The organism is Aquabacterium sp. (assembly GCF_044226965.1).
Lineage (GTDB): Bacteria > Pseudomonadota > Gammaproteobacteria > Burkholderiales > Burkholderiaceae_C > Pseudaquabacterium.
Genome location: NZ_JBGAGA010000005.1, coordinates 1 through 13490 on the forward strand (window position 1 = coordinate 1; position 13490 = coordinate 13490).

Here is a 13490-nt window from a genome sequence, read left to right on the forward strand (position 1 = left end):
ACCGCGGTGCAGGCGCTGCAGGGCTCGGGCGTGCCGGTGGCGGCGGTGTCCACCGGCTTCCCGGCCGGGCTGAACCCGCATGCGCTGAAGTTGAAGGAGATCGAGGCCTCGGTGCGTGACGGCGCGCAGGAGATCGACATCGTCATCACCCGCGAGCATGTGCTGGCGGGCCAGTGGCGGCAGCTGTACGACGAGATGCGCGACTTCCGCGCCGCCTGTGGCGATGCGCATGTCAAGGCCATCCTCGCCACCGGCGACCTGAAGACGCTGCGAAACGTGGCCAAGGCCTCGATGGTGTGCATGATGGCCGGCGCCGACTTCATCAAGACCTCCACCGGCAAGGAAGCGGTGAATGCCACGCTGCCGGTCACGCTGGTGATGCTGCGCATGATCCGCGACTATGAAGAACGCGCGGGCGGCATCCGCATCGGCTACAAGCCCGCCGGCGGCATCAGCACCGCCAAGAGCGTGCTCGAGTACCAGGTGCTGATGAAGGAAGAGCTCGGCCGCCCCTGGTTGGAGCCGGAGCTGTTCCGCATCGGCGCCTCCAGCCTGCTGGCCGACATCGAGCGGCAGCTGGAACACCACGTCACCGGGCGGTACTCGGCCTTCAACCGGCATGGTGTCGCCTAGGGAATCCTTGGGATGCCGCGTACTTTGCAGGCCATTTTTCTCGAGCGTGCTTGCGGCCCGATGCGGTCCTTGCTTGCATGTACCGAGCAGGCCAAGGCCACCGGGTGTCCGGTTCCGCTCATGTCCCCCGGCCCAGGCTGCGCCTGGCCCTCCTCCTTTACTTCGCTCCACCGGACACCCGATGCCCTTGGCTGGCGCGGCGCTCTGGCAGGCGCATGCCCACAGTGGTTCGGATCAGGCCGGTGGGGCGCTTCACGGAGCGAAGTAAAGGAGGAGGGGTGGGCGCAGCCCGCCCCGGGGGACATGAGCGGAGTGGAGCGCCCCGGCGGCCTGATCGCGCGCCAAGCTCCGCAGGCGAAAGGCACCAACGGGCCGATAGCCGCCGATCACTTTCTGAAGGACCGATGACATGAGCGTCGCCCACTACATGGACACGATGGACTACGCACCCGCGCCCGAAGGCAGTGCCGAGGCGCAGGCCTGGCTGGCAGCGCATGCCGGCGGCTTCGGCCACTTCATCAACGGCGCGTGGACCGGCGCGGGCCGCGACACCGCCTTCGACAGCACTGACCCGGCCACCGGCAAGCCGCTGGCGCGCATTGCGCAGGGCAGTGCCGAGGACGTGAACGCCGCGGTGGCCGCGGCGCGTGCCGCGCAAGGGCCTTGGGCGGCTGCGGGCGGGGCGGTGCGTGCGCGCCACCTGTACGCACTGGCGCGCATGGTGCAGCGCCACGCGCGGCTGCTGGCGGTGGTGGAAAGCCTGGACAACGGCAAGCCGATCCGCGAGACGCGCGACATCGACATCCCGCTGGTCGCGCGCCACTTCTACCACCACGCCGGCTGGGCCCAGGTGCAGGCCAGCGAGTTCGCCGACCACCGGCCGGTGGGCGTGGTGGGCCAGATCATCCCGTGGAACTTTCCGCTGCTGATGCTGGCCTGGAAGGTGGCGCCGGCGTTGGCGCTGGGCAACACGGTGGTGCTGAAGCCCGCCGAGTACACGCCGCTCACCGCGCTGCTGTTCGCCGAACTCGCCGCCGCGGCCGGCCTGCCGCCGGGCGTGCTGAACATCGTCACCGGCGACGGCGCCACCGGCGCGCTGATCGTCGACCACCCCGGCGTCGACAAGCTCGCCTTCACCGGCTCCACCGAAGTCGGCCGGTTGATCCGCGAGCGCAGCGCCGGCTCGGGCAAGGCGCTGACGCTCGAACTGGGCGGCAAGTCGCCGTTCATCGTGTTCGACGACGCCGACCTGGATGCCGCGGTCGAAGGCGTGGTCGACGCGATCTGGTTCAACCAGGGCCAGGTGTGCTGCGCCGGCTCGCGCCTGCTGGTGCAGGAGGGCGTGGCCGAGCGTTTCATCGGCAAGCTGAAGCGCCGCATGGCCACGCTGCGCGTGGGCGCGCCGCTGGACAAGACCATCGACATGGGCGCCATCGTCGCGCCGGCCCAGCTGGCGCGCATCCGCAGCCTGGTGGCCACCGCCGAGGCCGAAGGCGGCACGGTGTACCAGGCGCCGGGCGCCGCCGAAGCCTGCCCGCCGCAAGGCTGCTTCTACCCGCCCACGCTGATCACCGGCGTGCAACCCGGCGCCACCGTCGCGCGCGAGGAGATCTTCGGCCCGGTGCTGGTGGCCGGCAGCTTCCGCACGCCCGACGAAGCGGTGATGCTGGCCAACAACAGCCGCTACGGCCTGTCGGCCAGCGTGTGGAGCGAGAACATCGGCCTGGCGCTGGACGTGGCGCCGAAACTCGTGGCCGGCGTGGTGTGGGTCAACGCCACCAACCTGTTCGACGCCGCGGTCGGCTTCGGCGGCACCCGCGAATCCGGCTTTGGCCGCGAGGGCGGGCGCGAGGGCTGCCACGAGTACCTGAAGCCTATCGCCTGGGATGAGCGGCCTGTGCGGCCCGCAGCGCCCAAGACCCCGCCCAGTGGCCCAGCGCCCGCCGCGTCGCTGGCCAGCGCGCCCACGGCCCAGATGTTCGCGATGCCCAGCCTGGACCGCACCGCCAAGCTCTTCATCGGCGGCAAGCAGGCGCGGCCGGACGGCAACCATTCGCTGCCGCAGTTCGCGGCCGACGGCCGGCTGGTCGGCGAAGTGGGCGCCGGTAACCGCAAGGACATCCGCAACGCGGTGGCCGCCGCGCGCGGCGCCGAGGGCTGGACCAAGGCCACCTCGCACAACCGCGCGCAGGTGTTGTACTACCTGGGCGAGAACCTCTCGGCCCGCGTGGCCGAGTTCGCGCAACGCATCGCCACGCTGACCGGCGCCAGCGCCGAGCAGGCCCGCGCCGAGGTGGACGCGTCGATTGGACGTTGTTTCAGCGCCGCCGCCTGGGCCGACAAGTACGAAGGCCGCGTGCACCAGCCGCCGCTGCGCGGCGTCGCGCTCGCGCTGCCCGAGGCGCTGGGCGTGGTCGGCGTGGTCTGCCCGCCCGAGGCGCCGCTGCTGGCCTTCATCAGCCTGGTCGCGCCGCTGATCGCGATGGGCAACCGCGTCGTTGCCGTCCCCAGCGGCCCCGCCGCGCTGGTGGCCACCGACTTCTACCAGGTGCTCGAAACCTCCGACGTGCCGGCCGGCGTCGTCAACATCGTCACCGGCGATGCGCTGACGCTCGCCCGCACATTGGCCGAGCACGACGATGTCGACGGCCTGTGGGCCTTCGGCTCGGCCGAACTCAGCACGCTGGCCGAGAAGCTCTCGGTGGGCAACCTGAAACGCACGCTGGTCGACCACGGCCGCATGATCGACTGGCACGACGAGCGCGCCGCCGCGGGCCCGGTGCTGCTGCGGCATGCGGTGCAGGTGAAGAACGTGTGGATTCCGTACGGGGAGTGAGGCCCCGGGACCCGATGGCGCGGTGCCGGTCAGCCCAGGTGCGAAGGCCCGAAGCTCGCCGGCAGCAACTGCCCTAGCGTGTAATGTGCGCGGACGATCTGCAGGTCGGCAACCCAGATCGGCATCGTCTCATCGGCGAACTCGCGCAGCCGCTGGCGGCAGCCGCCGCAGGGCGTGACGGGCTCCTCGGCCACGCCGACCACCGCGGCGGCCAGGATGCGCCGGCTGCCGGTGAGCACCAGGTGCGCGATCGCCGAGGCCTCGGCGCACTGGCTTTGGGGGTAGGCCGCGTTCTCGATGTTGCAGCCGGCATGCAGCCGGCCGTGGTCGTCCAGCAGCGCAGCGCCGACCAGGAATTTCGAGTACGGCGCATAGGCGCGCTCGCGCGCGGCCCGCGCGGCCTGCACCAGCGCATGCATCAGGTGCTCGTCGACGGCCATCGCTTGTCTCCTAACGCGTCTTGACGTAGGGCAGGCCCAGCGCCGCCGGCGCGCGCGAGCGGCCGATGAAGCCGGCCAGCAGCACCACCGTCAGCACATAGGGCAGCGCCTGGATCGCCTGCACCGGCACCGCGCCGTAGCCGGGGATCTCGACGCCCTGCAGCCGGATGGCCACCGCGTCGAGGAAGCCGAACAGCAGGCAGGCCCACAGCGCGCCCACCGGGTGCCACTTGCCGAAGATCATCGCGGCCAGCGCCATGTAGCCGCGGCCGGCGGTCATGTTGGGCACGAACTGCGGGTTCTGCGCCAGCACCAGGTAGCCGCCGGCCAGCGCGCACAGCACGCCGTTGAACAGCAGCGCCAGGTAGCGCAGGCCCTTCACCGAGAGGCCGGCGGCATCCACCATCGCCGGGTTCTCGCCGGTGGCGCGCAGGCGCAGGCCCAGCCGCGTGCGGTACAGCAGCCACCACACGCCGGGCACCAGCGCCAGCGAGAGATAGACGAGCAGGTTGTGGCCGAACAAGGCCTGGCCCAGCACGGTGCCGATCCACGGTACGGCCGACAGCGCCGTGCCCAGGCCGCCGAACCAGTTGCTCAGGCGCACCGCGTCCGTCAGCGGCGGCGTCTGCCCGCCCTGCTTGAACCAGGCGATGCCGAGCACGATGCTCAGGCCGGCCGCGGTCATCGTGATCGCCATGCCGGCCACCACCTGGTCGCCGGTGTGGCTGACGCAGGCATAGCCGTGCAGCATCGACAGCGCGATGCCCACCGCCAGCGCGGCCAGCAGCGCGATGGCCAGCGAGCCGCTGACCGCACCGGCCGAGGCCGCGGCGAAGGCGGCCAGCAGCATCTTGCCTTCCAGCCCGAGGTCGATGACGCCGGCCCGTTCGGAGATGGTGGCGGCCAGCGCGCACAGGATCAGCGGCACGGTGACGCGCAGCGTCGAGGCCAGCAAGGTGCCGATGAAGACCTCATCCATGCGCGGCTCCCGCGGGCTGGACGGCGGCCGGCTGGCGGCGCAGCAGCGCATAGGCCTTGGCCAGCCAGGGCGCGGCCACCATCGCCAGCGCGCCGGAGAACAGCACGATCAGGCCCTGCAGCGTGGTCACCATGTCGCGGCTGAAGCCGGGGATCTCGAAGGCCAGTTCGGCGCCGCCCTGGTACAGCGCGCCGAACAGCAGCGAGGCCAGCACGATGCCCACCGGATGGTTGCGCCCGATCAGCGACACCGCGATGCCGGTGAAGCCGGCGCCGACCACGTAGTCCAGCAGCAGCCGGCCCTGCACGCCCGCAAGTTCGTTGATGCCGACCTGGCCGGCCAGCGCGCCCGACAGCATCATCGCCAGCATGATCTGGCGCCTGGGCCGGATGCCGGCATAGTGCGCCGCGTCCGGCGAATGGCCGACCGCGCGCAGCTCGTAGCCGGCGCGCGACTTCCACAGCAGCAGCCACACGCCGATGGCACTGGCCACCGCCAGCAGCACCGACAGGTTCAGCGGCGTCTTCGGCCACTCGATGCCGATCCAGCCCAGCGCCTCGTTGATGCCCGGCATGTGCGCCGAGTCACCGAAGGCGCGGCTTTCGACGGCCATGTTGCCGGGCTCCTTCAGCACGTTGACCAGCAGGTAGGACAGCAGCGCCGAGGCGATGAAGTTGAACATGATCGTCGTGATGACGACATGGCTGCCGCGCCAGGCCTGCAGCGCGGCCGGCACCGCGGCCCAGGCCGCACCGGCCACGGCGCCGCCGAGGATCATCAGCGGCAGCATGACCGGCGCCGGCAGCTTGTCGGACAGCCACAGCGCCAGCAGCGCCGAGCCCAGGCCGCCGATCATGGCCTGGCCCTCGCCGCCGATGTTGAACAGCCCGCCATGGAAGGCCACGGCCACCGCCAGGCCGGTGAAGACGAAGGTGGTCGCGTAATACGCGGTATAGGAAATGCCAGCCTTGCTGCCGAACGCGCCCTTGACCAGCAGCGCGATGACCTGCACCGGATCCAGCCCGATGCCGGCGACGACGATGCCGGCGACGAACAAGGCCATCGCCAGGTTCACCAGCGGCAGCACGCCGACGTCGATCCACTTCGGCAATTCAATCGGTTGATGCGATGCGGCCATCGGCTCAAGCCCCCGCCGCCACCGCGATCGGCGCGCCCGTCACCGGATCGACACCGGCCATCAGGCAGCCCAGCGCGGCCTCGGTGCACTGCTCGATCGGCAGCTCGCCGGCGATGCGGCCGCGGTCCATCACCAGCACGCGGTCGCTGAGCGCGAGGATCTCGTCGAGCTCGGACGACACCACCAGCACCGCGCCGCCGGCGTCGCGCATCGCGCGCAGCCGGCCGTGGATGAACTCGATCGCGCCGATGTCCACGCCGCGCGTCGGCTGGCCCACCAGCAGCACCTGGGGCTGCACGACGGCTTCGCGCGCCAGCACCAGCTTCTGCTGGTTGCCGCCGGAGAACTTGGAAGAGCGCAGCAGCGGGTTGCGCGGGCGCACGTCGTACTGCTCCATCATCTGCGCGGTGTCGCGCCGCATCGCGGCCTGCTTCATCCAGCCCCAGGCGCTGGAGAAGCGGCGCAAGCCCTGGTGGCCGAGGATGGCCGATTCCCAGGCCGCGAAGGGCAGCACCAGGCCGCATCGGTGGCGGTCTTCGGGCACATGGGCCAGGCCGAGCGTGCGCGCGCGCGCGGGGTCCAGCCAGCGGGCGGCGTCGAAGGGCTGGCCGGCCAGCTGCAGCCGGCCGGCCTTCGGGGTCAGCATGCCCGACAGCGCCTCCAGCAGCTCGCTCTGCCCGTTGCCCGAGACACCGGCAATGCCGACGATCTCGCCAGCACGCAAAGTGAGCGACACCCCGGCCAGGCGCGGAATGCCCATCGCGTCGGCCCAGCGCAGGCCCTCGGCCTGCAGCAGCACCTCGCCCGCCTGGGCGCGCCGCGCGCCGGCCTCTCGGCCCAGGTTCACGCGCCGGCCCACCATGGCCTCGGCCAGCTTGTCCAGGCTGGTGTCGGCAATGCCGCAGTCGAGCACCACGCGGCCGCCGCGCATCACCGTCACCGCGTCGCACAAGGCCATGATCTCCTTGAGCTTGTGCGTGATCAGCAGGACGGTCGTGCCCTGTGCGCGCAGCTGGCGCAGCGTGACGAACAGGCTCTCGGTCTCCTGCGGGGTCAGCACCGCGGTGGGCTCGTCGAGGATCAGGATGCGCGCGCCGCGGTACAGCGCCTTCAGGATCTCCAGCCGCTGGCGTTCACCCACCGGCAGGTCTTCCACCGGCCGGTCCAGCCGCACCTGCAGGCCGGTGTCGGCCATCAGCTGGTCGAGCCGCGTGCGCACCACCGCGCGCGCCGGCTGCAGGCGCCAGTCGGGCTCGGCGCCGAGCATGATGTTGTCCAGCGCGGAGAGCGGCTCCACCAGCATGAAGTGCTGGTGGACCATGCCGATGCCCAGCGCGATGGCCTCGCGCGAGCCGGTGATCTGCGCGGCCTTGCCTTCGATCGCGATGGAACCCGAGTCGGCCTGGTAGAAGCCGTACAGGATCGACATCAAGGTCGACTTGCCCGCACCGTTCTCGCCGACGATGCCGTGCACCGTGCCCGCGGCCACCGTCAGCGTGACGTCATCGTTGGCCTGGACCGCACCAAAGCGCTTGTTGATGCGGTCCATGCGGACCGCGATGCCGGAACTCACCGCGTCAATACTTGCAGCTGTTATCCGCCATGTAGTCGGCGACCTTGATCTTGCCGGCAATGATGTCGGCCTTGGCCGCGTCGACCTTCTTCTTCATGTCGGCGCTCACCAGCTTCTCGTTGTACTGGTCCAGCGCGTAGTCGACGCCGCCTTCCTTCAGGCCCAGCACGGTGACGCCGGGCGTGGTCTTCTTCGCGGCGTTGTACACCGCCACGTCGACGCGCTTGACCATCGAGGTCAGCATCGTGCCCGGGTGCAGGTGGTTCTGGTTGCTGTCGACGCCGATGGCGTACTTGCCGCCGTCCTTGGCCGCCTGGTACACGCCCACGCCGGTACCGCCGGCGGCGGCGAACACCACGTCCACGCCCTTGGCGAACTGGGCCTTGGCGAGCTCGGCGCCCCGCGTCGGGTCGTTCCAGGCGCTGGCGGTGGTGCCGGTCATGTTGGACGTTACTTCCACCTTCGGGTTGGCGTACTTCGCGCCCTGCTCGTAGCCGCACTGGAACTTGCGGATCAGCGGAATGTCCATGCCGCCGATGAAGCCCACCTTGCCGCTCTTGCTGGCCAGCGCGGCCATCATGCCGACCAGGAAGCTGCCTTCCTGTTCCTTGAAGACGATGGATTCGACGTTCGGCGTCTTGACCACCGAATCGATGATCGCGAACTGCAGCTTCGGGAAGTCCTTGGACACCTTCTCCATCGACGAGCCCTGCGAGAAGCCCACGCCGATGATCGGGTTGGCGCCCTTCTCGGCCATGCGGCGCATGGCCTGCTCGCGCTGCGCCTCGTTGCTGATCTCGAAGTCGAGGTAGGGCTTGCCCGTTTCCTTCTTCCAGCGCTCGGCCCCGTTGTAGGCCGCCTCGTTGAACGACTTGTCGAACTTGCCACCCATGTCGTAGATCACGGCCGGCTCGGCCAGCGCGGCGGTGGCCGCTGCCATCAGGCCGGCGAGGGCGAGGAGCTGGTGTTTCATATGCGGGTCACCCCTAGGGTTGGTCTGTGTGGTCGGGCAGGATAGCAAGACTCACGCCGCGCGCGGCACCGTAGTTGCTAGCATCCCGCGATGGAAGATCACCCCAACGCCCCACCGGCCGGCGCGGACGACACGACCGTCCAGCGCGCGCGCCGCATGCCCAAGGTGCTGCTGCACGACCACCTCGACGGCGGCCTGCGCATCCCCACCCTGATCGAGCTGGCGCGCCAGCGCGGCCTGGCCCTGCCGGCCGACGATGCCGAGACGCTCTCGGCCTGGTTCGATGCGCGCGCCCATGCCGGCTCGCTGGTGGAATACCTGCGCGGCTTCGCGCTGACGGTGGCGGCGATGGCCAGCCCGCAGGCGCTGGAGCGCGTGGCCTTCGAGGCCGCCGAGGACGCGCGCGCCGATGGCTGCGTGCTGGCCGAGTTCCGCATCGCGCCGCTGCTGTTCGAGGCGCACGGCGTTGCCGGCGAGGCCGCGGTGGAAGCCCTGCTGGCCGGGCTGCGCCGCTCGGCGCTGCCCAGCGGCCTGATCGTCTGCGCGATGCGCCAGCTCGATGACGCAGAGATCGCCCGCGCCGCGCAGCTGGCGTTGCGCTACCGCGGCCAGGGCGTGGTGGGCTTCGACCTGGCCGGGCCCGAGGCCGGCCACCCGGCCACGCGCCATGCCGCGCTGCTGGCGCGCGTGCGCGAGGAAGGCCTGCCGCTGACCCTGCATGCTGGCGAAGCGGACGAAGGCCGGCGCGTGGTCGAGGCGGTGCGCCTGGGGGCGCGCCGCATCGGCCATGGCGTGCGACTGGCCGACCTGATCGGCACGCCCGAGGGCCAGCCGCTGGTCGACGAGGTCAAGGCCGCCAGCGCGCACCTGGAGGTCTGCCCGACGAGCAATGTGCACACCGGCGCGGCCGCGTCGATCGCGCGGCATCCGATCCGCGCGCTGTGGGCCGCCGGCCTCTCGCTGTCCTTCCACACCGACAACCCGCTGATCTCCTGCCTGCGGCAGTCGGACGAAGCGGTGCGGCTGGTCCGCGAGGCCGGCTTCGGCTGGGGCGACCTGGTGCGCATGGGCCTGGCCGCGGCCGAGGCCTCGTTCCTGCCCGCGCCGCAACGCCTGCAGGCCGCGCAGGCGCTGCGCGCCTGGGCCGTGGCCGAAGGGCTGGGCTGAGGGCTCGAGCGGCCGCGCACGCCGCGCGCCGCACTGTCATCACGCTTCAACATCCGGCCGCCACACTGCGGCCTTCGTCCGCTGGCGGGGCGCGCACCGCCTCGGCGCCCGCGCGCACCAAGCGAGGGTGGCCACTGTGGCGAAAACCCATCGCCCCGGGGCAAACCCGTGGTTTACCCGTCACCCGGTTTGCGCGAGATTGACTGTTTGGTCAAGTTTCGTGTGCGCGGGTGCTGGCAGGCAACTTGCATCCGGCCAGCGGCAGCCCGGCGCGGCAGCGGCCAACCATTGAACGTGAGGAGTGAGAGCGAATGAACGACAGGCTTGGATTCGGCGGTTTCGCCCGGACCGTGATCAGCGTGGCCGTGGCGATGGCCGCCGCGCCGGTGCTGGCCCAGAACACCACCTCGGCGGTCGGCGGCCGCGTCAGCGGCGCCGACGGCAAGCCCGTGGCCGGCGCCACCGTGACCATCCGCCACGTCGAGTCCGGTGTCACCAACACCACGGTCACCGATGCCGATGGCCGTTATGCGGTGCGTGGCCTGCGCGTCGGCGGCCCGTACGTCGTCACCTTCACGAAGGACGGCAAGACCGACAAGCGCGAAGACGTGTTCCTGGCGCTGGCCGAGACCACCACGCTGGACGGGTCGCTCGGTGGCACCCAGCAGGTCGTGGTGACCGGCTCGGCGCTCGGCGCCAGCAGCCGCTTCAACAGCAGCAACATGGGCGCGGCCACCAACATCACCAGCCGCGACCTGGCCACCCAGGCCTCCATCTCGCGCAGCCTGCAGGACTACGCCCGCTTCGACCCGCGCCTGACGCAGACCGACAAGGAGCGCGGCGAGATCTCGGTGCTGGGCCAGAACAGCCGCTACAACGCGATCACGATCGACGGCGTCAACATCAGCGACACCTTCGGCCTGAAGGCCAACAACCTGCCCACCACCAAGCAGCCGATCTCGATCGAGGCGATCCAGTCGGTGCAGGTCAACGTCGCGAACTACGACGTCACGCAGAAGGGCTACACCGGCGGCAACGTCAATGCCGTCACCAAGAGCGGCACCAACGACTTCCACGGCAGCGTCTACTACGTCTTCCGCGACGACAGCCTGGCCGGCGACCGCTACAACCGCACCACCGACACGTACAGCGCGCCGGCACCGTTCAAGGAAACCACCAAGGGCGCCACCTTCAGCGGCCCGATCATCCAGGACAAGCTGTTCTTCTTCGCGAACTACGAGGAATTCAAGAGCTCGCGTGCGGCGCCGGACTTCGGGCCGATCGGCGATGCCAAGACCAACGTCGGCATCACGCAGAGCGCCATCGACGGCCTGCGCGACATCGCCAAGACCAAGTGGGGCCTGGACCTGGGCAGCTCCACCGTGCCGAGCGGGAACAACCTCTCGGTGCGCGACATGCTGCTGCGCGTGGACTGGAACATCACCGACGACCAGCGCGCGATGTTCCGCTACACCAAGACCAACCAGAGCGAGCCGTTCTTCTCTGACTTCGGCACGCGCGCGCTGTCGCTCAGCTCGCACTGGTACAACCAGCAGGACAACATCGAGACGCTGGTGGGCCAGTGGTTCGCCGACTGGACGCCGAACTTCTCGACCGAAGTGAAGGTCTCCAAGCGCGACTACGAAAGCCTGCCCAGCAACAACAGCACGATGCCGCTGATCGCGTTCGACTTCGGCGGGCCGGTCCCCGCAGGGGTCGCATCCGGCGATCGCACGCTGTTCACCGGCACCGAGCGCAGCCGGCACTTCAACCAGCTGTTCACCAAGACCTGGGACGCCTATGCCGGCGGCACCTGGCGGCTCGGCCAGCACGAGCTGAAGTTCGGCGGCGACCTGGTCAAGAACGACATCTTCAACGCGTTCCTGCAGGACGCCTTCGGCCAGTACAAGTTCCAGTGCGAGTCGAGCTACACCTACAGCTTCGGCAAGATCGACTGCGCCAACGCCGCCACCAGCGCCGCGCAGATCGAGGCCGCGGTGCTCGAGAACTTCAAGCTCGGCCGCGCCTCGGCCTACCAGGCGCAGCTGCCGCTGCCGGGCCGCGTGCTGGGCGATGGCATCGCGCAGTGGTCGATCAACAACTACGGCTTGTTCCTGCAGGACACCTTCAAGCCGATGGACAAGCTGACGCTGAGCTTCGGCGCCCGCGTCGACATGCTGGACATTCCCGACAAGCCGCTGTCCAACAGCGACGCTGCGCAGCCGATGGTGGCCGGCAACCCGGCGACCAACACGCGCCAGTCCGGCGGCTTCGGGCGTGACAACACGATCACGCCGGACGGCAAGACGCTGTTCCAGCCGCGCATCGGCTTCAACTGGGACCTGGGCACCAAGGAACGCCGCATGCAGCTGCGCGGCGGCCTGGGCCTGTTCCAGGGCGCGGCGGCCACGGTGTGGCTGTCGAACCCCTACTCCAACACCGGCAAGGCGGTGGCCTTCTACGGCTGCGGCTCGAGCAGCGAGCTCACCGGCGGCACGTCCAACCGCACGGCCTGCTCGACCAACGGCGTGTTCAACCCCGATCCGAACACGCAGGTGGCCCTGGGCACGAACCCGGCGCCCAGCGTCGACTTCCTCGACAGCAGCCTGACCCAGCCCTCGGTCTGGAAGTCGAGCCTGGCCTTCGAATCGGAGCTGCCGTGGTTCGGCCTCGTCGCCGGCGCCGAGCTGATCGACGTGAAGGTGAAGAAGGGCATCTACTACCAGCACCTGAACCTGGGCGCACCCACCCGCACCGGCACCGATGGCCGTCAGCTGTACTACAACGCCAACGGCTACAACTCCAACTGCTGGACCGCCGCCGGTGGCACCAACGCCAGCGGCGCCGGCTGCGGCGGCTCGGTGGCCAGCAAGGCGCTGAGCAACCCGAACTACGGTAACGTGACGCTCGCCACCGGCACCAGTCTGGGCGGCGGCGACACGCTGACGCTGACCCTGGCGCAGCAGCCCACGCGCGAGCTGAGCTGGCAGGTGGGCTACACGCGCAGCAGCTCGAAGGAAGTGAGCCCACTGACCTCGTCGGTGGCCAGCTCGAACTTCAATGCGCGCTCGGTGTTCAACCCGAACGAAGAGGTGGCGGCCAACTCGCCCTACCTGGTGCGCGACCGGGTCTCGGCTTCGTTCAGCTGGTCCAAGGCCTTCGTCGGCAGCTACAAGACCAGCGTCGGCGTGTTCTACGAAGGTCGCAAGGGCAAGCCCTACAGCTGGACCTACAACAACGACCTGAACGGCGACGGCCTGGCGGGCAACGACCTGATGTACATCCCCTCCGCTCCGGGCTCGGGCGAGGTGGTGTTCGCCGGCGGGGCCGCCGAGGAAGCCAAGTTCTGGGAAGTGGTCAACGCGAATCCGGAGCTGTCCGCGTCGAAGGGCAAGGTGGTTTCGCGCAACGGCAGCTATTCGCCCTGGGTCAACAGCTTCGACCTGCGCTTCAGCCAGGAGGTGCCCGGCTTCTTTGCCAAGAACAAGGGCCTGATCAGCTTCGACATCCTGAACTTCGGCAACCTGCTGAACAAGAAGTGGGGCCGCATCGACGAGATCGGCTTCCAGTCGGCCGGCGGTCAGGCGCGCAGCTTCGTCAACTACAAGGGCCTGGACGCCAACGGCAGGTACGTCTACAGCCTGCAGGGCGTGGAGGACTACACCACCCGCCAGGTGCGCGGCGAAAGCCAGTGGGCCGTGCAGGTGACGCTGAAGTACGAGTTCTGAATCACCGAGGGCCGCATCCGCGG

9 protein-coding genes are annotated in these 13490 nt (G+C 69.8%); 4 read left to right on the top strand and 5 right to left on the bottom strand.

The features are described from left to right. Both deoC and ACILR4_RS03565 read left to right on the top strand, forming a co-directional pair. A partial coding sequence (gene deoC / locus ACILR4_RS03560) for a deoxyribose-phosphate aldolase (protein ID WP_395699449.1) occupies positions 1-633 on the top strand: 633 nt, incomplete at its 5' end. Between the two features lie 409 nt (positions 634-1042). Further along, positions 1043-3469, top strand: a complete 2427-nt coding sequence (locus ACILR4_RS03565; protein WP_395699450.1) for an aldehyde dehydrogenase family protein — start codon at positions 1043-1045, stop codon at positions 3467-3469. A gap of 29 nt (positions 3470-3498) precedes the next feature. Here the strand turns inward: ACILR4_RS03565 and ACILR4_RS03570 are convergent, their stop codons facing one another. The 5 genes from ACILR4_RS03570 to ACILR4_RS03590 are packed head-to-tail and all read right to left on the bottom strand — an operon-like array spanning position 3499 to position 8572. Continuing rightward, complete coding sequence (locus ACILR4_RS03570; protein WP_395699451.1) at positions 3499-3909, bottom strand: cytidine deaminase; 411 nt, start codon at positions 3907-3909, stop codon at positions 3499-3501. A 10-nt stretch (positions 3910-3919) separates the two neighbouring features. Further along, a complete protein-coding gene (locus ACILR4_RS03575; protein ID WP_395699452.1) occupies positions 3920-4888 on the bottom strand; it encodes an ABC transporter permease in 969 nt (322 codons plus the stop codon). After that, positions 4881-6026, bottom strand: coding sequence for an ABC transporter permease (locus tag ACILR4_RS03580; protein ID WP_395699453.1), 1146 nt, complete (start codon positions 6024-6026; stop codon positions 4881-4883). The genes ACILR4_RS03575 and ACILR4_RS03580 overlap by 8 nt, the downstream gene beginning before the upstream one ends. A gap of 4 nt (positions 6027-6030) precedes the next feature. Next, a complete protein-coding gene (locus ACILR4_RS03585) occupies positions 6031-7599 on the bottom strand; it encodes an ABC transporter ATP-binding protein (RefSeq protein ID WP_407062678.1) in 1569 nt (522 codons plus the stop codon). A gap of 4 nt (positions 7600-7603) precedes the next feature. After that, positions 7604-8572: a BMP family protein gene (locus tag ACILR4_RS03590; protein WP_395699454.1), complete on the bottom strand. Its 969-nt coding sequence runs from the start codon at positions 8570-8572 to the stop codon at positions 7604-7606. 90 nt (positions 8573-8662) lie between these two features. Between ACILR4_RS03590 and ACILR4_RS03595 the strand changes: the two genes are divergently transcribed. Further along, positions 8663-9739 carry an adenosine deaminase gene (locus tag ACILR4_RS03595; RefSeq protein WP_395699455.1) on the top strand — a complete coding sequence of 359 codons (1077 nt, stop codon included), beginning with the start codon at positions 8663-8665 and terminating at the stop codon, positions 9737-9739. Positions 9740-10050: 311 nt separating this feature from the next. Then, positions 10051-13467: a carboxypeptidase regulatory-like domain-containing protein gene (locus ACILR4_RS03600; protein WP_395699456.1), complete on the top strand. Its 3417-nt coding sequence runs from the start codon at positions 10051-10053 to the stop codon at positions 13465-13467. Positions 13468-13490 lie beyond the last annotated feature (23 nt).

What these genes read in the sequence shown, in the direction of transcription:
- ACILR4_RS03565 (WP_395699450.1), top strand. Translation starts at nt 1,043, where the DNA reads ATGAGCGTCGCCCACTACATGGACACGATGGACTACGCACCCGCGCCC.
- ACILR4_RS03570 (WP_395699451.1), bottom strand. Translation starts at nt 3,909, where the DNA reads ATGGCCGTCGACGAGCACCTGATGCATGCGCTGGTGCAGGCCGCGCGG.
- ACILR4_RS03575 (WP_395699452.1), bottom strand. Translation starts at nt 4,888, where the DNA reads ATGGATGAGGTCTTCATCGGCACCTTGCTGGCCTCGACGCTGCGCGTC.
- ACILR4_RS03580 (WP_395699453.1), bottom strand. Translation starts at nt 6,026, where the DNA reads ATGGCCGCATCGCATCAACCGATTGAATTGCCGAAGTGGATCGACGTC.
- ACILR4_RS03590 (WP_395699454.1), bottom strand. Translation starts at nt 8,572, where the DNA reads ATGAAACACCAGCTCCTCGCCCTCGCCGGCCTGATGGCAGCGGCCACC.
- ACILR4_RS03595 (WP_395699455.1), top strand. Translation starts at nt 8,663, where the DNA reads ATGGAAGATCACCCCAACGCCCCACCGGCCGGCGCGGACGACACGACC.
- ACILR4_RS03600 (WP_395699456.1), top strand. Translation starts at nt 10,051, where the DNA reads ATGAACGACAGGCTTGGATTCGGCGGTTTCGCCCGGACCGTGATCAGC.